The organism is Clostridium celatum DSM 1785, assembly GCF_000320405.1.
Classification (GTDB): Bacteria; Bacillota; Clostridia; order Clostridiales; family Clostridiaceae; genus Clostridium; species Clostridium celatum.
In genome coordinates this window covers 19,784-41,406 of the sequence record NZ_KB291609.1, presented here as the reverse complement: position 1 = coordinate 41,406, position 21,623 = coordinate 19,784, and the positions used below count along the sequence as shown (strand labels likewise).

The 21,623-nt window shown below is 25.8% G+C and carries 22 protein-coding genes and 1 pseudogene; 16 read left to right on the top strand and 7 right to left on the bottom strand.

Annotated features, from left to right (window positions below; genetic code table 11):
- Window positions 1-104: 104 nt before the first annotated feature.
- From HMPREF0216_RS02345 to fsa, 8 genes are all read left to right on the top strand, one after another.
- Window positions 105-926, top strand: coding sequence for a MerR family transcriptional regulator (locus HMPREF0216_RS02345; protein ID WP_005210684.1), 822 nt, complete (start codon window positions 105-107; stop codon window positions 924-926).
- Window positions 927-988: 62 nt separating this feature from the next.
- Window positions 989-1,345: a hypothetical protein gene (locus tag HMPREF0216_RS02340; protein ID WP_005210682.1), complete on the top strand. Its 357-nt coding sequence runs from the start codon at window positions 989-991 to the stop codon at window positions 1,343-1,345.
- A 251-nt stretch (window positions 1,346-1,596) separates the two neighbouring features.
- Window positions 1,597-2,268, top strand: coding sequence for a DUF969 domain-containing protein (locus HMPREF0216_RS02335; protein ID WP_005210680.1), 672 nt, complete (start codon window positions 1,597-1,599; stop codon window positions 2,266-2,268).
- A 20-nt stretch (window positions 2,269-2,288) separates the two neighbouring features.
- Complete coding sequence (locus HMPREF0216_RS02330) at window positions 2,289-3,218, top strand: DUF979 domain-containing protein (RefSeq protein ID WP_005210677.1); 930 nt, start codon at window positions 2,289-2,291, stop codon at window positions 3,216-3,218.
- 142 nt (window positions 3,219-3,360) lie between these two features.
- A complete protein-coding gene (gene pcp / locus HMPREF0216_RS02325) occupies window positions 3,361-4,002 on the top strand; it encodes a pyroglutamyl-peptidase I (RefSeq protein WP_040418602.1) in 642 nt (213 codons plus the stop codon).
- A 1-nt stretch (window position 4,003) separates the two neighbouring features.
- Window positions 4,004-4,441, top strand: coding sequence for a gamma-glutamylcyclotransferase family protein (locus HMPREF0216_RS02320; protein WP_040418600.1), 438 nt, complete (start codon window positions 4,004-4,006; stop codon window positions 4,439-4,441).
- Window positions 4,442-4,576: 135 nt separating this feature from the next.
- Window positions 4,577-5,419, top strand: coding sequence for an Mrp/NBP35 family ATP-binding protein (locus HMPREF0216_RS02315; protein ID WP_005210670.1), 843 nt, complete (start codon window positions 4,577-4,579; stop codon window positions 5,417-5,419).
- A 272-nt stretch (window positions 5,420-5,691) separates the two neighbouring features.
- Window positions 5,692-6,336: a fructose-6-phosphate aldolase gene (fsa, locus tag HMPREF0216_RS02310; protein ID WP_005210669.1), complete on the top strand. Its 645-nt coding sequence runs from the start codon at window positions 5,692-5,694 to the stop codon at window positions 6,334-6,336.
- A 249-nt stretch (window positions 6,337-6,585) separates the two neighbouring features.
- Here the strand turns inward: fsa and HMPREF0216_RS02305 are convergent, their stop codons facing one another.
- Window positions 6,586-6,918 (bottom strand): DUF1622 domain-containing protein, encoded by a 333-nt coding sequence (locus HMPREF0216_RS02305; RefSeq protein WP_005210668.1) that lies wholly within the window; start codon window positions 6,916-6,918, stop codon window positions 6,586-6,588.
- Between the two features lie 91 nt (window positions 6,919-7,009).
- A complete protein-coding gene (locus HMPREF0216_RS02300; protein WP_005210667.1) occupies window positions 7,010-8,740 on the bottom strand; it encodes an LTA synthase family protein in 1,731 nt (576 codons plus the stop codon).
- 289 nt (window positions 8,741-9,029) lie between these two features.
- Between HMPREF0216_RS02300 and HMPREF0216_RS02295 the strand changes: the two genes are divergently transcribed.
- From HMPREF0216_RS02295 to HMPREF0216_RS02270, 6 genes are all read left to right on the top strand, one after another.
- Entirely contained in the window at window positions 9,030-9,257 is a 228-nt protein-coding gene (locus HMPREF0216_RS02295; protein WP_005210666.1) for a YgjV family protein, read from the top strand.
- 130 nt (window positions 9,258-9,387) lie between these two features.
- A complete protein-coding gene (locus HMPREF0216_RS02290; protein WP_005210665.1) occupies window positions 9,388-10,218 on the top strand; it encodes a mechanosensitive ion channel family protein in 831 nt (276 codons plus the stop codon).
- Window positions 10,219-10,429: 211 nt separating this feature from the next.
- Window positions 10,430-11,998, top strand: a complete 1,569-nt coding sequence (locus HMPREF0216_RS02285) for a MutS-related protein (protein ID WP_040418612.1) — start codon at window positions 10,430-10,432, stop codon at window positions 11,996-11,998.
- A 134-nt stretch (window positions 11,999-12,132) separates the two neighbouring features.
- A complete protein-coding gene (locus HMPREF0216_RS02280) occupies window positions 12,133-13,179 on the top strand; it encodes an SGNH/GDSL hydrolase family protein (protein WP_040418598.1) in 1,047 nt (348 codons plus the stop codon).
- A 129-nt stretch (window positions 13,180-13,308) separates the two neighbouring features.
- Entirely contained in the window at window positions 13,309-13,815 is a 507-nt protein-coding gene (locus tag HMPREF0216_RS16975; RefSeq protein WP_051040652.1) for a hypothetical protein, read from the top strand.
- A 136-nt stretch (window positions 13,816-13,951) separates the two neighbouring features.
- Window positions 13,952-14,881 (top strand): SPOR domain-containing protein, encoded by a 930-nt coding sequence (locus HMPREF0216_RS02270; RefSeq protein WP_005210661.1) that lies wholly within the window; start codon window positions 13,952-13,954, stop codon window positions 14,879-14,881.
- 455 nt (window positions 14,882-15,336) lie between these two features.
- Here the strand turns inward: HMPREF0216_RS02270 and HMPREF0216_RS02265 are convergent, their stop codons facing one another.
- Complete coding sequence (locus HMPREF0216_RS02265) at window positions 15,337-16,074, bottom strand: NAD-dependent protein deacylase (protein WP_005210659.1); 738 nt, start codon at window positions 16,072-16,074, stop codon at window positions 15,337-15,339.
- A gap of 239 nt (window positions 16,075-16,313) precedes the next feature.
- Between HMPREF0216_RS02265 and HMPREF0216_RS02260 the strand changes: the two genes are divergently transcribed.
- Window positions 16,314-16,520: a hypothetical protein gene (locus HMPREF0216_RS02260; RefSeq protein WP_005210657.1), complete on the top strand. Its 207-nt coding sequence runs from the start codon at window positions 16,314-16,316 to the stop codon at window positions 16,518-16,520.
- Between the two features lie 193 nt (window positions 16,521-16,713).
- Window positions 16,714-17,187 carry a peptidoglycan recognition protein family protein gene (locus HMPREF0216_RS02255; RefSeq protein WP_005210655.1) on the top strand — a complete coding sequence of 158 codons (474 nt, stop codon included), beginning with the start codon at window positions 16,714-16,716 and terminating at the stop codon, window positions 17,185-17,187.
- Window positions 17,188-17,290: 103 nt separating this feature from the next.
- Here the strand turns inward: HMPREF0216_RS02255 and aspD are convergent.
- The 4 genes and pseudogenes from aspD to HMPREF0216_RS02235 all read right to left on the bottom strand — a co-directional run bounded on the left by aspD (window position 17,291) and on the right by HMPREF0216_RS02235 (window position 21,481).
- A pseudogene (gene aspD, locus HMPREF0216_RS02250) lies at window positions 17,291-18,918 on the bottom strand (aspartate 4-decarboxylase).
- Between the two features lie 227 nt (window positions 18,919-19,145).
- A complete protein-coding gene (locus HMPREF0216_RS02245) occupies window positions 19,146-19,796 on the bottom strand; it encodes an HD domain-containing protein (RefSeq protein ID WP_005210650.1) in 651 nt (216 codons plus the stop codon).
- 16 nt (window positions 19,797-19,812) lie between these two features.
- Complete coding sequence (locus HMPREF0216_RS02240; RefSeq protein WP_005210648.1) at window positions 19,813-20,538, bottom strand: hypothetical protein; 726 nt, start codon at window positions 20,536-20,538, stop codon at window positions 19,813-19,815.
- A gap of 73 nt (window positions 20,539-20,611) precedes the next feature.
- Complete coding sequence (locus tag HMPREF0216_RS02235; RefSeq protein ID WP_005210646.1) at window positions 20,612-21,481, bottom strand: methionyl aminopeptidase; 870 nt, start codon at window positions 21,479-21,481, stop codon at window positions 20,612-20,614.
- Between the last annotated feature and the right edge of the window lie 142 nt (window positions 21,482-21,623).

The window sequence follows — 21,623 nt, the reverse complement described above, 5'->3', positions numbered from 1 at the left end:
ATGAGTAAGCCTAATTTTGATTTCAATAAATTATTAAAGTATAAGTTATTAATGTATAATAAGGAATATAAGTATGTATTTAATAATTGGGAGAGAAATATATTATGAAAACAAAATATTCAATTGGAAAAGTAGCCAAAATACATAATATGACCATAGAGTCTTTAAGACATTATGATAGAGTAGGGTTACTTAAGCCATCATATATAAATGAGGATACTGGATATAGATATTATAGTGCAAAAGACTTTGTAATACTTGATTTAATAAAGCAATGCAAATCTATGGGACTATCTCTAGATGAAATAAAAATAATAATAGAAAATTATACTTCTTTAGAATCGGTATTAGATGTTATAGGAAAGCAAAAGAACATTATTGATACAAAAATAAATGAATTAAATAGAATAAAAGATAATATTAATTTTTTAGAGGAACGAATAAAAAAAACTTTGGAAGAAGGCTTAAATAGAATTTTTATTAAAGAATATAGTGAAAGAGAATTTGTTAAATACAACAATACTAATAGATTTACAGAAGAATTTGAGGTGAATTTAAGTAAGGCGTTAGCAGAAGTTGAAAAGGATAATTCATATTTTAATAAAGAATTAGCATTTATTATTGATCATAATGAATTTATAAAAAATAATAAAATAATTTATAAAAATATGATGCTTAGTTTTTCTAAAAATGTTGATTTTAAAGGTGATGAAAAAATAGTAATTCCAGCAGGAAAATATTTAACTTTAAACTTTGATGATGATTATAATGAAAGTAAAAAATATTATAATATTATTTTTTCATACATAAAAGAAAATGATATTAAAGTAATTGGTGATTTTTATGAAATTTATATTATTACAAGAGTAGGTAGTGATGGTAGGGAGAAATCTTTAGGAAAGCTTCAAATACGCATAGATAATTAAATAAAAAGTTATAAAAAGTCCACAATATAGATAAGATATTAATAAATGGAGGATAAATTAAAATGAAAAAGTTATTTTTTTTAGTACTGATTATAAGTTTAATGAAAATAAGTATTTGCAAGGCAGACACAATTAATCCTGAAGAAATAAATGATTATGATTTAGTTAGACATTACTATTATAATTCAGATTATGAAAATCCCTATAGCTATTATTATGATTATAAAAAAGGTGGCTTTATAGATTATGAAAATAAATATAAAGATAATCATATATATAAAAATAATTTAGATAATCATAAAAAGCATAAGGACAACTTTTATGATAATTATTATAAGGATTACTATAATAATTATTATGATTTCAACTATTATGATTATTATTATGATTATTTACAGCATAATTACTATATGGATTAAATTTATATTATATTTATTATGAATAAATATTGAATAATGTGGAATATTTATTCAATATTTATTTTATTTTAATATGGCACAAAAATGAAAAATTAAAAATAGAGTGATAGATGTAAAGGGGAATTATTGATGAAATATTAAAAAAGAGGGTGTTGTATTAATAAAAGGTTATTAAATAGCAAATAAATCTGTAGACAAATGTCGAAAAAAGATGTATATATATTATATAAACATATGATGGAGGGAAAGAAATGGTATTAATAGGAATTTTAATAGTAATTATAGGATTTGCATTAAAACTTGATAGTATTGCAGTAATAATAATATCTGGACTTGTAACAGGTTTTGCAGCAAATATGGATTTAAATGAAATATTAACAATACTAGGACAAACTTTTGTTAATCAAAGATTAATAACAATTTTTATATTAACGTTACCTGTAATAGGTATATCAGAAAGATATGGTTTAAAAGAAAAAGCAGTTTCATTAATAAAGCAAGTAAAAAATCTTTCAACAGGAAAGCTTTTAACACTTTATTGTTTAATAAGACAAATTGCTGGAGCTATGTCATTAAGAATAAGTGGACATCCTCAATTTGTTAGACCTTTAATAAATCCAATGGCTCAAGGAGCAGCAATAAGTAAGTATGGAAAATTAGATAAAAAAACAGAAGCTAAAATTAAAGCAGCAGCAGCTTCTATGGATAACTACGGTAATTTCTATGGGCAAAACTTATTCCTAGCTAGTTCAGGAGTTTTATTAATTTCTAATACATTAAGTGAATTAGGATATGCAACAACAGGATTAGATATTGCAAAGGCATCGATTCCAGTAGCGATAATTGCATTTGTATTAGTATTAGTTCAAAATATTTTACTGGACAAGCAGTTAGAAAGACAATTTGGCAAAAAGAATAAATAGTCACTAAGGAGGAAAAAAGTATGGATTTTGCAGCAATTTCTAATACATTATTAGAGATTTTCTACATAATAATTGGAATTATGATGTTAAATACAGCTGTATTAACATTAAAAGATAAAAATCATAAGGCTAAAATAGGAACAGCATTATTTTGGGCTTTACTTGGAATAATATTTATATTTGGACCATCAATACCACCAGCACTAGTTGGTGCAACATTAGTAGTTATAGCAGTACTTACTTTAACTAAGCAAGTTAAACCAGGAACTGTTAAAGCGTTAGATGAAAAATTTGGGGAAGAGCAAGCTGAAAAGTTAGGGCTTAAGGTATTTGTACCATCATTAATTATAGCTTTAGCAGCATTAGGTATTGCACAATTTACACCAATTTCAGGAACAGCAGCTATAGGTGTAGCGGCAGTTATTGCAGTAATAGTTACATTTATTATTACTAAAGCAAAACCAAGAGTATTAGTTGAAGAATCAGATAGAATGCTTCAATCAGTAGGATCAGTTAGTATATTACCACAATTATTAGCAGCGCTTGGAGCGTTATTTACAGCAGCAGGAGTTGGAGATGTAATTTCTTCAGGAATATCAAGTGTATTACCACAAGGGAATATATTCATAGGAGTTACTGCTTATTGTGTAGGAATGGCATTATTTACAATGATAATGGGAAATGCTTTTGCAGCATTCTCTGTAATAACAGTTGGTATAGGTATACCATTTGTATTTGCACAAGGAGCTAATGTTGCAATCGCAGGAGCTTTAGCATTAACAGCAGGTTACTGTGGAACATTATTAACTCCAATGGCAGCTAACTTTAACATAATGCCAGCAGCGTTACTTGAAATTGAAGATAAAAATTCAATAATCAAGCACCAAGCACCAGTAGCATTAATTTTATTAGCAATACATATTGTTTTAATGTATTTCTTAGCATTTTAATTAAAAAATAAATTTAATATGTTATAATGTATATGAGGTATTTTCTAAAGATTTTATGCTTTAGGGAATATCTCATAATTCGTCAGGTAGAGATTAATTAAATTTTACCAAGGAAGAAAAAGTGAAAAGGGAGAAGATAGAGATGAAAGTTTTAATAACAGGATTTGATCCATTTGGAGGAGAAGCAATTAATCCAGCACTAGAAGCAGTTAAATTATTACCAAATACTATTTCAGGAGCTGAAGTAATTAAGCTTGAAATACCAACAGTATTTAGAAAATCTTTAGCTAAAATTGAAGAAGCTATAGAAGAACATAATCCTGATATAGTAATTTCTGTAGGACAAGCTGGAGGAAGATTTGGAATAACTCCAGAAAGGGTTGCAATAAACTTAGATGATGCAAGAATTGAAGATAATGAAGGAAATCAACCGTTAGATATCACTATTTATGAAGATGGAGCACCAGCATATTTTTCTAACCTACCAATAAAGGCTATGGTTAATGAAATGAAGAGTAATGGAATTCCAGCATCAGTTTCAAATACGGCAGGAACTTTTGTATGTAACCATGTTATGTATGGTGTATTATACTTAGTAGATAAGAAATATCCAAATATAAGAGCAGGATTTATACACGTTCCATACATCCCATCACAAGTAGTTGATAAACCAGAAAAGCCATCAATGAGCACAATTGATATCTCAAAAGGGCTAGAATTATCAATAAAAGCAGCAGTAGAAAATTCAGAAGATATTAAAGCTGTTGGTGGAGCTATTTGCTAAGATGTTAGAACCAATACAACCAAAGAAGATATTTGTTTATGGTAGCTTAAGAACAGGTTTTTTTAACTACGATAAATATTTGATGGGAAAAGTATCAGACTCTAAAATTGGAAAAGTTAAAGGAAAGTTATATCATATGCCTCATAAGGGATATCCAGCATTGATGGAAGGTGATGATGAGGTATTTGGAGAAGTAATGACTTTAAATGATTTTGAAAGTGTAATGATTCCTATGGATAAAATGGAGAATTACTATGGGGTTAATGATAGTAGAAATGAATATAATAGAATAGTAATGGATGTTGAGCTTTTAGATGGAAGTATTGAAAGTTGTTATGTTTATTATTATGCTATGAATGATGAAGCTATTTTCAATAAAAATAGCATTTACATAAAGAATGGTGATTGGAAAAACTATATGTTAAAACAAACATCATAATATAAACTTTCTCAAGAGATTGGAATTATTTCTATTCTTTTGAGGAAGTTTTTTTCATATTTGACAAAGAAAAATATTAGGAATAAACTTATGATAAATAAATATAAAAAGAGTTTATAAAATGAGGTGAAATAAATGGGAAACTGTAATACATGTCCAAGTCATGGTTCATGTGGAAAAGATGAAACGCAATGTGGAATTGAAAATAATGAGCAAAATAAAATAAAGAATATAATAGCTGTAATGAGTGGTAAAGGTGGAGTAGGTAAATCTACTATGTCAGTTATGATAGCTAGACAATTAGCTCAAAGAGGATATAGAGTTGGTATATTAGATGCAGATATAACAGGACCAAGTATACCAAGATTACTTCATATAGAAGAAGAGAGAGCAAGAGGAACAGAAACACTTATTTATCCTGTTGAAAGCAGTGAAGGAATTAAGGTGATGTCTTTAAATCTTGTTGTTGAAAAAGAAGATGAGGCAGTTATTTGGAGAGGACCAGCTATAGTAAGTGTAGTTAAGCAATTTTGGACTGGAGTATATTGGGGTGAGTTAGATTATCTAATAATTGATATGCCACCAGGTACTGGCGATGTTCCTTTAACTGTTATGCAAACTATTCCTATAAAAGGAGTAGTAATGGTGTCTATTCCTCAAGATATGATATCTATGATAGTTTCTAAATCAATTAATATGGCAAGAAAAATGAATATAGATATATTTGGGGTAATTGAAAACATGAGTTATATTAAATGTCCAGATTGCGATAAAACTATTAAATTATTTAATGGTGAAAATACAGAAAAATTCTTAAATGATATGAAGGTAGATCTATTAGGAGAACTACCAATGCATAGAGCAATTACTAATTATGGAGATTTAGATCATATTGAAGAAGAGGAAGAGATAGCAGAGCTTTTTGATCCTATAGTTGAAAAGATAATAGCTAAATCAAAGAAAAAATTAATATTATAAAGTTATTTATTAATATATAGTAATAAAAATATTTTTTATTAAATAAATAGCACCTAGTAAGAAGATTTAAACTTGCTAGGTGTTATTTATTTATGATGTATAAAAATAATTGATAGATTATAGTTTTAGTACAGAATATTTATTTAAATATTAGTGTGGAATAATAAAAAGCTAAGTTTCATATCATATAACCTAAATAGTTAGACATATATTTAATTAAGTTGTTAAAAATATAGATAATATTAATAAATTATATAAAAGGAGAAGATGATATGAAGATTTTTATAGATACGGCAAATATTGAACAAATAAAAAAGGCAAATGATATGGGATTAATTGATGGTGTTACAACAAATCCATCGCTAGTTGCAAAAGAAAATAGAGAAATGGTAGATATAATTACAGAAATAAGTACCATTGTAGATGGACCAATAAGTGCTGAAGTTATGAGCTTAGATACTAAAGGAATGATTGAAGAAGCTAGAAAATTATCAAAAATAAATAAAAATATTGTAATTAAAATTCCAATGACATTAGAAGGGTTAAATGCAGTTAGAACTCTTTCAAGAGAAGGAATAAAAACTAATGTTACATTAATTTTTAGTGTTCATCAAGGTGTTTTAGCTTCTAAGGCTGGTGCCACATATATAAGTCCTTTTGTTGGAAGGCTTGATGATATTGGACTTAATGGAATGGATTTAATTAAAAATTTAATTATAGCTAAAAAAAATTACGGGTTTAATACAGAGATAATTGCTGCCAGCATAAGAACTAAAGAGCATATCTTAGAGTGTATTTTATCAGGAGTAGATATTGCAACAATACCTTATTCGCAAATAGAAGCCATGGCAAAACATCCATTAACAGATGCAGGAATAGAAAAGTTTATAAAGGATTATAGCAAAATTAACAAATAAGTTAGTTGACTTAGATAATTTAATTGCAAATATAGAATAGTAAAAATAAATAGTATAGGTAAACATAGTTTAATAAAATAATAGAGGTTGTATCAAAATCAAAATAGAGATAAAATACTTAGAAATATAAGAAGTGTTACTCATTAGCACTATTTTAAAAAATAGACTAGTTTTGATACAACCATTTTTGTTGACATGTAATATTAAAATTTATGTAATATGAAGTTTAGTGTAAAATTAAGTTTTACTCTAGACAGCATTATGAGATTCACTATGTTTAATTTCACGTTCTAATATAAAAGTCATTAATGCTCTTAATAAGAATAAAGAAGCTAAAATTACTAATTCATCAAGTGTTTTAACTAAAACTGTTTTTAAAATTTCAGCCGCAAGTTTAAATTCAAGTGCGGTTATCATTGAATTTGCAAATTCATATTTAAGAGAATAGCCTTCTCTACCAAATTTAGATTTTACATAGTGATAAAAAGCTTTAAAAGCGCCTACTGTTAATACAATAACTCCCATTAACTCAAATATATGAATTAGGATAGGTAGTATTGTAGTAAAAATTTTTTCTAACATTTTATTACCCCGCTATTATATAGTATATTTATATTTTAGAAATATAAATATACTATAATAATAATAGGACAAGTTTTCAATAATAAATGGATTAATGACTAAAATTTTCACCAAGAACTTTATCATAAGTTATTAAATCTAAAGTTTCATTTCTAGAATTATTGCTTTGAATACTTGGTGAATAAAGAGGGCATTCATTCATTAAGCTTTTCATTAATTCTAATAAAGGTGTATTTTTACCGTTAATTAAATCTGTTATTATATATGGAATATAAAATGCAGAAATAGTATCTATATCTGTATTAATAATATTGTTATCGTAATTATTCCAAATAATATATTTTTGAGTATAAATCAAATCAGCATTAAGATTATTTAAACCAAGCCTGTCATACACGTCATCATCAGGAGTAAAGAATGGAAAGTGGTCGCCAACAAAGACAAGAATAACATCTTCATCAAAATCCTTTAGCCAATTTGTAAATTCTCGTAATTCAGTGCTAGTCTCTTTAATTCCATCTAAATAGTATGATAATTGATCAGAATTATCACTTGTTTCACTATAATAGGGCTGATGATTTTGCATTGTTGTAGTAAATATATAGCTTGGACTAGAGTTTGTTTGTAAAACCGATTTAATTTGCTCAAATACACTTTTATCAGAAATATATCTTCTAAAGTTTTCAGTTTCAACAGTCATATTATCATCAAAATATAAATTATCAAATCCATATTCAGCATATAACGTATCTCTATCATAAAAAGTTTTACTAAAAGGATGAATATAAGTTGTATTATATCCTAAGCTCTTAAAATAACTTGGAAATGTGTCTATAGTATCTTGTTTTTTTAATAAATTTTGTGGTACTGATGGAGTATTAAGTGCGAATGTAGGTAACCCAAATAAAAGTTCAAATTCTGTTCTAGTGGTATATCCTCCAAAGGTTGGAACCACACAATTACCAACGTAGCCTTCATTTCCAACTTCATCAAAAGCACTATAAATTTCTGGATCTATATTTAATGAATCAAAAACTCTAAAATCACTAAAAGATTCAGACATTATAAATATAACATTTGGATTATTAGACTCATAACTATTAGTAGAATCAGAATTAGTATTTTTATTAATTATAGAATTAATAGTATTTTCGCTATAATTTTCAGGCATTTCTACTTCATCTAGTAAGTTTTCAGTAGTGGTTTTTGTTAAATAAGGTAAAAAACCAATATCATTAAATTGCTCATTACTTTCCAATATGTTTGTAGCAGTTGAATTTTCTATTTCAAATACAGAAAAAACATTAGCCGAAAGTGAGGTTGTAAATATAATAGTTACTAGTATTGCAATTAAAGCACTACCGCAAAGTCGTTTTTTTAATGAAAAATTAATAGAAAAATTAAATTTATAAGTTATAAAAATATATATAGCTAACAATAATAAGTTTATCACTAATGGATAAGTTATTTTTAGTGAGGCGAATTTACCCACATCACTTAAATTTTTTGTCATTAGTAAATCGCTTATAACTAAATGACTTCCACTAGTTTTATATTTAAAATATTCAACACAAGATAAAATATAAAATATGATTCCGTGAATAGATATTGCCAAGTAAGATTTTTTAAAAATAAATAAAACTATAACTAATAAAATGGACATTATAAGTATATTAAAAAGAAAAATATTAGGTTTAGTTAATAAAAAGTTTAATGTACTAATAAAATTTTGGCAAATATTATATTCAAGCAGTACTGATATAAAAATTGGATAAAATAAAATTAATAAATATTTATATTTATTTGTTAAATTTAACTTCATTTGTTTTATGACTCCTTAAAAATTTATAAAATTTATAAGTTTATTATATACTTAAAAGTATTTTTTTGTATGTATTTTAAGAGAATATTAAAGTAATTTTAATAAAATTTGTAATTAAATAAGTGAGTATGAAAAAATACCAATAAACCCCATGAGTTTAACTGTATGAATAAAAGTAACATTTTATAGATTAGATAATATAATTTATCTTTTATAACTGTAATAAACCTTAAGCTAAGGAGGAAAAATAAAAAAGAACTTATTTTTATAAAAAGAAGGAGTGTAGTATATGTTTGGTATACCGTTTATTGAATGGGTAGGATATGCAGCGTCAATAATGATTGCTATATCACTTATTATGACAGATATGGTTAAATTAAGAATAATAAATTCTATTGGGTGTGTATTATTTGCTATATATGGATTTGTTGTAAAGGCTTATCCAGTTGGAATAATAAATACATTTATTTTTATTGTAAATATGTATTATTTATATAAAGCTTATAACAATAAATAAATTTAAAAGTATTTGTAATAAAACAAAAAATATATACTTTAATAATGAGGCAATTTATAAACTAGTATTTACAAAAAAAATTTTAAATATATAATATACATAGTAAATAAAGTGTAGAGGAGAGATTGCTATGAATATGTCATTAGAAAAGTATATAGAAAATATTATTACTTGGGCAAGCACTAAAGGTATAAAGCTAATAATAGGAATACTAATGCTTTATATTGGATGGAAAATTGTTAATAAATTAGTAAAGATAATGAATAGAACTTTGCAAAGAAGAAATGTTGATGCAACCTTAAGTTCATTCTTAGACACTTTTGTTGAAATTGCTTTAAAGATAATTGTTGTAGTTATTTTTATGGGTTATGTAGGAATAGACACGGCAGGAATTGCAGCATTGGTAGCTTCTGCAGGGGTTGCTATAGGTTTAGCTTTACAAGGAAGCCTTTCAAACTTTGCTGGTGGAGTAATAATATTATTAATAAGACCTTTTAATGTTGGTGATTATGTTGAAGGATCAGGTCATTCAGGAACTATTGAAAAGATAGGAATATTCTATACTCATATGACTACTGTAGATAATAAATTGATACTTATTCCAAATGGGAATTTAGCAAATGGAAGTATAGTAAATTATTCGGCTAAGGAATTAAGAAGAGTTGATTTAACTTTTGGTGTTGGATATGAAGAAGATATAATTAAAGTTAAAAGAGTTTTAAGCAATATAATAGAAGCCCATGAGTCTATATTAAAAACACCAGAACCTTTTATAGCTCTTTCTGCTCATGGTGATAGTGCTGTAAATTTTGTTGTAAGAGTTTGGTGTAATAATAAGGATTATTGGAAGATTTATTTTGATTTATTAGAACAAGTTAAATTAAAATTTGATGAAGAGAATATTAGTATTCCATATCCTCAAATGGATTTACATATAAAAAGAAATATATTAAGTGAATAACAAATAAAGAGGCTGTTTTAAAGTTTTACTTATGTTTAGTGAATTTATGAAATAAGTTTAAGTGTTTTATAATTTGGACATAATGTTTAATTTTAAAATAGCCTCTTATATAATTTTATCTATTATTAAAAGACAATAGTAGTGTATAATATTTAAGAGTCAATAATTAAATTTTATATAAGGAAAAGGAGAAAAGAAGATGGGGAGCTTAATGGATGAAATCATGGGATTATATGATTCTATGAAAAATGATTTTGCAGAAGAAAGAAAGAAAAAAAGAAACTTTAAAAATATTAGAACTTACTTTGATATGGAAGAAAGTGATGGATACACAATAGATGACCAAACTTGGGATGATTTCAATATGAATGATTTATTTAGTAAGTTAGATAGAACTTATAGTAGTGTTGGTGAATCTATTTTATATAAAATTCTAAGAAATCCTCTTCATAATAGAAAGAAGCTTAAGGAAAGAGATGAATTTATAGAAGGTTTAAGAAAAGATAGTGATTTAAGAACTAAATTACAAATGATCTATTTTAGATTAGGTTACGATAAAAAAAATACATTTTTAGATATGATAATGGAATCTCTAGAAGAGAATAAAATGAAATATTATATGTATATATTTTTTGGAAGAGTTGCAACTATTGGTACTTTAGTAGCGTCAATTTTATTTAATGAGCCTAAGTTACTTTTAGCAACATTTATTTTAATCTGGGTAAATGTTTTTATTAATGATAAAGAAAGAAAAAATGTTAAATCACAAGGATTATTATATTTAAGAAATATTATAGTTTCTGCCAAGAAGATTCAAAAGATAAAAAATCCAATGATTAAAGAGTATAATGAAAAAATTACAGAGATATTAAAAGAACTTAAAAGTTTAGATAAAGCAACTAAACCAATTGAAATTGCTAATGCTGGTGGTGGTGCATTAGAAGTTTTTACTATTCCATTTTTATTAGAGGAAACAGCATTTTATAAAATAGCAAGCTTATTAGAAGAGAAAAGAGAATACATATTAGATTTGTATTACTTATTAGGTGAATTAGAAAGTTATATTTCTATAGCTTCCTATAAAGAACAATTAAAAGGAAATTATAGTAAGCCAAATTTTGTAGATGATATAAATATTAATATTGTTGAAGGTGTACATCCATTAGTAAATAATGCAGTACCTAATTCTATTAATTTCTCAAAAAGAGGAATAGTTTTAACTGGAACAAATATGTCAGGTAAATCAACATTTTTAAGAATGATTGGACTTAATATGATTTTAGCTCAAACATTTAATTTTACATTAACTAAAAAATATGAAGCATGCTTCTTTAATATAGTATCATCTATAAGTCCAAGTGATGATGTAACGGCAGGAAAGAGCTATTACATGGCAGAAGCAGAAGCATTACTTAGAATAATAAATGCTCTTGATTTAGAATTGCCAGTATTCTGTCCAATTGATGAAATATTTAGAGGAACAAACCCTATAGAAAGAATATCGTCATCAGCAGAAATATTAACTTATATTAATAGCAAAAAAAGTATATCTATAGTAGCAACTCATGATAGAGAACTTACTGAAATATTGAAAGAAAATTATGATTTCTTCTATTTTAGTGAAAAGGTAGATAGTAAAGGCTTAAATTTTGATTATAAGCTTAAAAAAGGAGTATCAAAAACTCGTAATGCAATAAAATTATTAGATCATATTGGATATCCTAAAGAGATAATTAAAAAGTCATATAATAGGGCTGAAACTTTAGAAAAATATATGTAAAAACGTTTGCCTAAAAAATAAGAAATAAGTAATAATATGTAGATAAAAAATGTGTTTAAAATTTCAATAATACCTATTTTTTGAAAAAAACAGTTGTATAATTAATTTAGGGAAATATTGGAGGTATGGGTATTATGAAATTAAGAAAAAAGGTCACAGTTTTATTTGTATTAAGCTTTTGCATAGTTTTTATGGCTTTTATAGTACATGGTTATAATATTCAAGCTAAAAAAAATGAATATATAGATAGTATTAAAAAGTATATTGTAATAGGTGATTCAATATCAGAAGATACAGATGATGTATTTAATATAAATTATAATAATTTAATATATAAATTCTTAAAATCTTTAAATAGTAATTTAGAGTATGAAAATTTAAGTACAACTAATACAGATATAAATGATTTAAATAGAAGTGTTAATGAAAATAAGGATAAGATACGACAAGCTGATTTAATAGTATTAAATATGGGGGAAGAAATTATTATAAATTCCATTAATGATAATTTAAAGAATAAAGAAGATTTAAATTATTATGATGATAATGAAAGTAATATAAGTAATAATGTAAATACTGTAACTTTAGAAGAGGATTTGTCAAAGGAAGTAGAAATTTTTAAAGAGGAATTTTTAAAAACAATATTAAATATAAAAGAATTATCACCACAATCAGAAATATATGTTAATAATATATATAATCCTCTTAATGATAATGAAGAATTGTATTACTTTTTTGAAAATAAAATAGAGGAAATTAATAGTGTGATTTATCAAGGATATGATGACGGATTATATAAAATTATAGATGTGTATAAAATTTTTAAAGACAATAATGCTTATAGTTTAAATTATGATTTAGAAAAGATTCAGGTTACCGTAAATAACAACGGTCATGCAATTTTAGCAAGTGAAGTCATTAAGAATTATGAGCAATATGTTAAATTAGATGTAAATAAAATTAAAAAAGAATCTAATGAAATAGTAGGTAAAACAATTCCTGACTCAAAAGTAATTGCTTTAAGTAAAAATGGTATCATTGGAACTGCTGAAGTTGAGAAAAATGGTAATTTTCACATTGATATCCCACAATTAAATAGTGGAAGTGAAATAGACTTATTAATATATGATAAAGATTTATTTTCAATACTTTATACAAGTAAAAGTATAATGGTTAAATAACAAAATTATCCTCATAAACCTAATATTTAACTGAGATTGTATAAAATAATTTTCTACCAATAAGGAAATACTAAGTGTGAATACTTAGGAGGAAAGTAAATACTAAAAATAATATTGGAGGAAAAACAAATGAAAAAAAAAGTTGTATCATTATTAATATGTTCTGCATTAATGATGGTTGAAGGCGCAAATGCCTATGCTAGTACTTTAAGTGTTGAACCAGAAAACTCAACAAATAAAACTACTATTGAAGAGCCTTCTAAAAAATCAGAAGAAAAGGTAAAAAACACTTCAGAAGAAGTACCAGAGAAAAAAGAAGATAGTAAAGTAAAGACAACTTCTAAGGAACCATCAGAAAGTAAAAATGAAGAAAAAACTGAAAAAACAAGTAATCCTTGCAAGAAAAAAGAAAAAGAAGATAAAAAGAAAAAAGATAAAAAATGTAAGGATGATGTAAAGAAAGAAGATAAGAAAAAAGAAGATAAAAAAGATACTGACAAATGTAAGGACAAGAAAAAGAAAGAAGAGATAAAGAAAGAAGAAGTTAAGCCAGAAAATAAGTGTAAAAATCCTTGTGGCAGAGATGAAGCAGACAAAGATAAAATAGATAATTCAACAGAAAAATCAGAATCTTAAAGAAATTATAAATAGATAATAAAAATAGGACTATATACATAGTCCTATTTTTATTTTAATAATTAGTAAATAGTAACTGATATATTAAATTTTCATATATTGATTACGAAGTTGAATATATTAGGAGGTTTATGGGGTGAAAAGTGGGAGGTTAAAGGGGATAACAAAAGTTATTTTTATATGTATTTTTGCTATATCAATATGCTCTATATCGCCAACAAATGTCCAAGCTAATAGTGGGGGTAAAGGAGTAAATATTTTAGTAGCTAATAGTACATCAGAAGAAATCTTTTATAGAGTAATAGTAGGAAGTTTTAAGAATATATCAAATGCTAAGAAAATGGTTACTACTATGGAAGGTTTAGGATTAGATGCATTTATAAGTGAAGAAAATATTAATGGGCAAAATTTAAATAGGGTAGTTGTAGGTAGTTTTAGCCAACGTAAAAATGCAGAGAGTATGGTAAGTGATTTAGAAGATATGGGATATGATGCATTTATAGATACTTTTATTAAGTATTCAGATAAGGATAATTCTAGTATAAATAATTCAAATGATAAGACTATTTATTATGCTGTTATTGCAGGTAGCTTTAATAATATAGAAAATGCCAATGAAAGATTAAAAGAATTACAAGATGATGGTTTTGAGTGTTACATTAGTACAGATTTAATAGATGGTAAGGTTTATAATAGAATTATAACTGGAAGCTTTACAAATAAGAAAAATGCTCAAAACAAAGTTAATGAATTGGTTAAAGAAGGATATGAGGCATTTATAGATGTTTATGAGGAAAATAATAAAGTAACGTCTCCAAATAAAAAAGAAACAACTTATTATACAGTAGTTGTAGGCAGTTTTAAAGAATATAAAAATGCTGAAAATATAGTTCATGAGTTAAACGAAAAAGGTATAGATTCATATGTAAGTCCTACTAATATAAATGGTGAGATAATTAATAGAGTGATAGCAGGAAGCTTTATTAATAAAGAAAATGCAAATAATATGATAAATACTTTAAAGTTAAATGGATACGAAGCTTTTATAGACGTATATATTCAATAAAACTTTGATATATATATTGAAAAATATACAAATGCGAAATAATATTCGGATTGGTTGATAAAATTGTATTAAAAAATAGAAAAAAATAAGTAGCTGAAGATTTTACAGTAGATAATTTCATTAAACTTCAAACAAAGGCTGGTAAAGCAACATTTGCTGCATTTGTTCCAGTTAATAAACAAGTAGAAATCAATACTGCTTGGGGGGATGTTCTTATAGCTAATAGACCAGAAGTTGAACATGGAGCTGGAGATTATATTGTATGTGATGCAGATGAAAATGGACAACCCAATTTTGAAGATGTTTGGGTTGTAAATAGAAAGGTTTTTGAGACAACATATGATATGGGGGCTTTTAAATAATAATTAGATTTTAATATACAATAAAGATAGGTATGTCAATAAATGGAGTTGATTTATTGACATACCTATTTTAAATTAAGCAATATAATAATTTTAAATAGTATTAATAGCCTTATCTAATACTTTTCCTATAGAATCATTAATAACTAAATCAGCTTTACTATCAGCAGAAGTAGAAGTTTTATTGATAAGTACTAAATTTTTACCTCTAAAGTAATCAATAAGACCAGCAGCTGGGTAAACAACAAGAGAAGTTCCACCTATAATTAAAGTATCAGCATTAGCAATTGCATTAACTGCCCCTCTAATAGTATTATCATCTAATCCTTCTTCATAAAGAACTACATCAGGTTTAACTCTTCCACCACATTTAGTACAAGTAGGCACGCCTTTTGATTCTAGGATAAACTTTTCATCATAAAAAGCATGACATTTTACGCAATAATTTCTTAAAACAGAACCATGAAGCTCAAAAACATTTTTACTACCAGCAGCTTGATGTAATCCGTCTATATTTTGAGTTATAACAGCTTTTAATTTGCCCATTTTTTCAAGTTTAGCAAGTGCAAGATGGGCTTTGTTAGGTTTTGCTTCTGGATAGATAAGCTTAGCTTTATAAAAATTAAAAAATTCTTCAGGATAACGTATATAAAAGCTATGAGATACTAATTGTTCTGGGGTAAATGTTATATTAAGTTTCTCATTAAATAATCCATTAGAACTCCTAAAGTCAGGAATTCCACTTTCAGTTGATACACCAGCTCCTCCAAAGAATACAATATTATTACTTTCTTTAAGTATTTGACTTAATTTTTCTATTTCAGTACTCATAATAAAATCATCTCCGTATTTATTTTATGATTTTATTATTGCACAAATAAATAGAAAAATAAAATAAGATTAATAAGGGTTAAATTAATGGATATTGAATAATTAATAGATAACTAAGATTAAAACTATTCTTAGAGGAATAGGGCAATGTAGATTTTATATAGTAATAAATAATTTAATGAAAGAGTATTAGGTTTATTGTTTTTAAACATACTAAATCAATAAAGGAGAATGATGTTATGAAAATAAAGATGGTATGTGATAGAGATAATGAAACAAAGGATATTGAACTTCCAATGGATGAAAGTGAACTTCTAAAAATTCAAGGTCAGGTGTTAGATAGAGATACAATTGGATATATAGAAGGAATAGATGTGAATTATTATGATGAAAGTGGTAATAAAATTGATAATATTTTTTTATTAAATAGACAACTACAAGGATAATAAGAAAATCTTTAATAAGAAAGGAATTAGTTAAAGAAGTAATTAATTCTTTTTATTAGTCATTGAATTATCTTTATAGTTATTTATAGAATTATTATAGTTTAAAATTTATTAATATTACTATGGATTATTTGTGTAATAAAGTGGATAATTTAAATTATAAAATATATAATTCAATTGGGGTGACTATATAATGGAAATTAATATAAAAAAAGTAGATCTAAAATTTAATGAAGAACTAATACCGTTAAACCATATTGAGAATATAATAATTCACCATACACATAATCCAAAGCTTACAGTAAAAAGTACTCATGAAATGCATATAGAAAGATTTAAATGGGCTGGCATAGGATACAATTATTTTATTGAAAAAGATGGAGAAATATTTGAAGGAAGAGGCATGTATGTAGGAGCACATGCAAAATTACATAATCATAATTCAATTGGAATTGCACTTGCAGGAAATTTTGATGAAACAAAGCCATTAAAGGAGCAAATGGATGCTTTAATAAATATTACTTTGTATTTTATGAAAAAGTATGATATTGAAACTAAAAAGGTTTTAGGGCATAGAGAACTTGAGGGAGTTACTAAAACTTGTCCAGGTAAGCTTTTTAGTATGGATGAATTTAGATTAGAGTTGCAAAAAAGAATTAATAAATAAGCTTTAATAAGATAAAGAATAAGTTATTTTATATTTATAATAAAAGAGCAAATTAATAAATATCTATTAATTTGCTCTTTTTATTTTGGATTAATTTAGAGGATTACTGTTCTTGTGAACTTAACTCAAATTCATTAACAAGATTATTGAATATTTTTCTAAGTGTTTGACCTATAAGTATATAGGCTTCATCATTAAGATTTGCAAGTGAAACTCTTAATCCCCATCTACAAGAAGCAAAACCATCACCGTTTAATAATATAGTTGAATGATTTTTAGCTAAATCATAAAGAATATCGAATGGAGTATGAGATTTTTCAATAAAATCTGAAAGCTCTTGTCCATATTCAACTCTTGCCCAATCTAAAATATTAATTTCTGTATAATAAGAAGCGTAGTTAGGATCATTAAAAACTTCAAGTTCTAATCCATCACACAATAGCTTTTTACGCCTCTTACAAATATCTATAGTTAAATTTTTATATGTATTATCACTATCTATTAATGTAAATGCACAGAAAAATGCCATTTGTACTTGTTGAGGAGTAGAAAGTCCAGCAGTATGATTTAAAGCAACTTGTCTACTATCAGCACTAATCTATCCATAAATGGAAGTTTTACGGGTTCTGAAGAAAGATGGCAATATCTTAAATTTAAAGTTTCTTTATGAGATTTTGGTAATTCGCTTATTAGCTTATTGTATATATTATTTTCATTAAGCATTACAGCACCAAGTCTCCAACCAGTTACTCCAAAATATTTTGATAATGAATAAACAACTATTGTATTATAAGGTAAATCACTAATGACAGATCTAAAGTTATTAACAAAAGTACAATAAACATCATCAGTTATAATCATTAAATTAGGATTATAGTTATTTACTATGTCAATTAAGTTTTCTTTACATTCATCATTTAATGCTATTGAAGCAGGATTGTTTGGGTTAACTATAAAGACTGCTTTTATAGAGGTATCTTTAAGCTTATCTAATTCCTCTCTTGGATATTGATAAGTTGGAATTCCATTTTCATCAACTTCACTAGCATGAATATTTATAACTTCAAAATTATAGGTTGGTAAGTGTGGTATTTCTAAATATGGAGTAAATATAGGTGTCATTAAAGCTATTTTATCACCTTTATTTAAAAGATTATTTTTTGCTAGAGAATCAAAGATATAGCACATTGCTGCAGTACCACCTTCAACTCCAAAGACATCAAAATTGCTTTCAAATTTTTTATCTCCACATAATTCTTTTAATAGATATTTATTTACTACTTTTTCAATATGTACAAGCATTCTATCGGGAACAGGGTAGTTATCTCCAATTATTCCATCAACTAATTCAAAAATCCACTCATCTGCATCAAAAGCAAGTGTATTAACACCATAGTGATAAAGTTCTCTAATTAAATCTACTCCAGGTAAAAGGGGATTATCATTTAAGTAATTTAACAATCTTTTAGCTATACCATCTTTTTGTGGCATACCTGCTAAATCACCAATACAAAGAGTTCTTTGTGTTTCTAATACTGCAAATTGTCCGAAAGTAAAAAATGCTTGTCTAGGAGTTGCAGCTGTCCAGTTAGGATTGCCTCTTCCAGCATCTAATATGACATTACTTTTATTTAGCTTGGCTAATTTAATTAATTTATCTTTAAATTCAAATGGACTTACTTTTCCGTATATTTTTCGTAATTCTTCTTTGGTTAAATCTTTATTCAAAATGAAGCTCTCCTTTCAAGATGTTTAACTATTGAAACATTTCTTGCAAGTATTAATTTTATAACAAAAATGAAAAAAATAAAACAGAAAAAATAAGTTTTAATAATATGGCAAATTTTATATAAAAAAGTATCTATAAAATTATATTATTTCAAAAAAATAGTTGCTTTTATGTAAATATATCAATAAAAACTAATTAAATATAATACAATGGTATAATTGAAGTGAATTTAATAATTAAAGTTCCACTCAGAGTAGAATTCTTTTAGGAAGTTCTCCATAAATTTATGTCTTTTTTCTGCAATAATTTTTGCTGAATCAGTATTCATTAAATCCTTTAATTTAAGTAGTTTTTCATAAAAATGATTTATTGTATGATTTTCAGCATTTTTAACTTCTTCTAATGATGTAAAATTAATTGGCGCTATATTAGGATCATAAATTGGTCTATTTTTACTTCCACCATAAGCAAAAGTTCTGGCAATTCCAATGGCACCAATAGCATCAAGTCTATCAGCATCTTGCACTATCATTCCTTCTATAGTATTTTGAGTTGAATTAACTACGCCACCTTTAAAAGACATAGTTTTTATAATAGTAATTATTTTATTAATTGATTCTTTATCAACATTCACTGAATTTAAAAATTCTTCTGTTATAGTAGTATTTGTTTTAGTACCATTTGAAAATTTCCAATCATCAATATCATGAAGTAAAGCGGTCATTTCAACTATAAAATTATCAGCTTTTTCTTCGTTAGCTAAAAATCTTGATAAATTATAAACTCTTTCTATATGAAACCAGTCATGACCACTACCTTCACCATATAACTTGTTTTTTACAAATTCCTTTGTTTTTTCTATAATTAAATCTTTATCCATAAGTATTTAACCTTTCTTATTTAATATTCAAATCTTTACAATAAGAGATTATCAAATTATTAATATCATCACTACTTTTTAATACTTTAATATAGTTAAGAAATTTATTTTCTGCTTCGTTTAATGAAATATTATAAACACTTAAAAAGCTAGATTCAAAGTTTTCTTCATTTAAATTAGTATAAAAATTTTTAAATTTATTTATTCCAAATAAAGAAATCAAATAATCTAAAAATGCACCACCTGTGGTATAAGTAATGACATGATTATTTTTATAAAATATATTATTATCTATAAGTTTTTCAATGTTAATATAAAAATTATTTTTAATAAAATAACTAACCCAGTGATAATTAGAAATCCCCCAGTAAGCTTTATCAAAATACATAGCTAATGCTTCTCTAATAAATGTTTGAGGAGGTATACCTAGAGTGTTATAAGAAATAATATGTGCATCTTCATGGAAACCGATACATTTAAGATGTTCATTATATACTGCATATATTTTATCCATTTTACAAGCAAAGCCATTACAAGGTTCATTATCACCATAAATTTCTCCAACCTCTTTAGGTGAGTTACAAAGATAATAATTAATTTTAGAATTCATTTTAACTTCTAGAACGTTACAAATATGTTGAAAACAAATTTCTTGAGTTGATACTATTTTATTAATATCATTTTTTACAATTGGATTATCAGTATAGTTAAAAATATAATTTTTACTTTCAAATTTATTCAACTAAATTCCCCCCTTCTAAAAAATATAAGATTCATATAAAAAATAATGGTACAAAATTTTGTACCATTATTTTTTAATAAGTTAAAACTTCAACACCAGTTTCAGTTACTAATACTGTATATTCCCATTGAGCTGATGGATATCCATCTTCAGTTAGGACAGTCCAACCATCATCAGAATCTATAAATATGTCAGGTTTACCCATATTAATCATAGGTTCAATAGTAAATATCATACCAGGAACAAGTAACATTCCAGTATTTTTTTTACCTACATGAGAAACGAAAGGTGCTTCGTGGAATTCAAGGCCTATTCCGTGTCCGCCAAATTCTCTAACAACAGAGAAGCCATTTGCTTCAGCATGTTTTTGTACTGCTTCAGCAACATCGCCTAAAAATCCCCATGGTTTTGCAGCCTCTAATCCTTTATCTAAGCATTCCTTAGCAACTCTAACTAGTTTATCTAAATCAGGATGAACATTTCCTATTTTAAACATTCTAGAAGCATCGGAAAAATATCCATTATAAATAGTAGATACATCTACGTTTACTATATCTCCTTCTTCTAAAATAACATCATCACTAGGGATTCCATGACAAACTTCATCATTTAAAGAAGTACAAACACTTTTAGGATATCCTTGGAAGTTAAGAGGAGCAGGAATTGCACCTTTTGACACTGTAAAATTATGAACTAAAGTATTTATTTCTTCTGTAGACATACCAGCTTTAATATTTTTAGCTACTAAATCTAATACTGCAGTATTTATTGCACAGCTTTCTTTAATTTTTTCAATTTGCTCTGGTGTTTTAATTATATTATGAGGTGGAACAACGTGTCCTCTAAGTCTATAAGAGTTTATTTTTTCATCAAAATGAAGATGACAATTTTTGTATTTTTTATTGCTGCCACACCAACAATGATCATTTCTATTAAGATTCATCTTTTTATCTCCTTGTTACTATTTGTATAATTTTATTATATTACTTTATTTAATAAAAGGAAAATAAAAATAAATTAATATTTTTATTAGGAAAAAAAGTTAAATAAAGTAAAAAGAGTTTTAAGTTTAATAAAATATAACT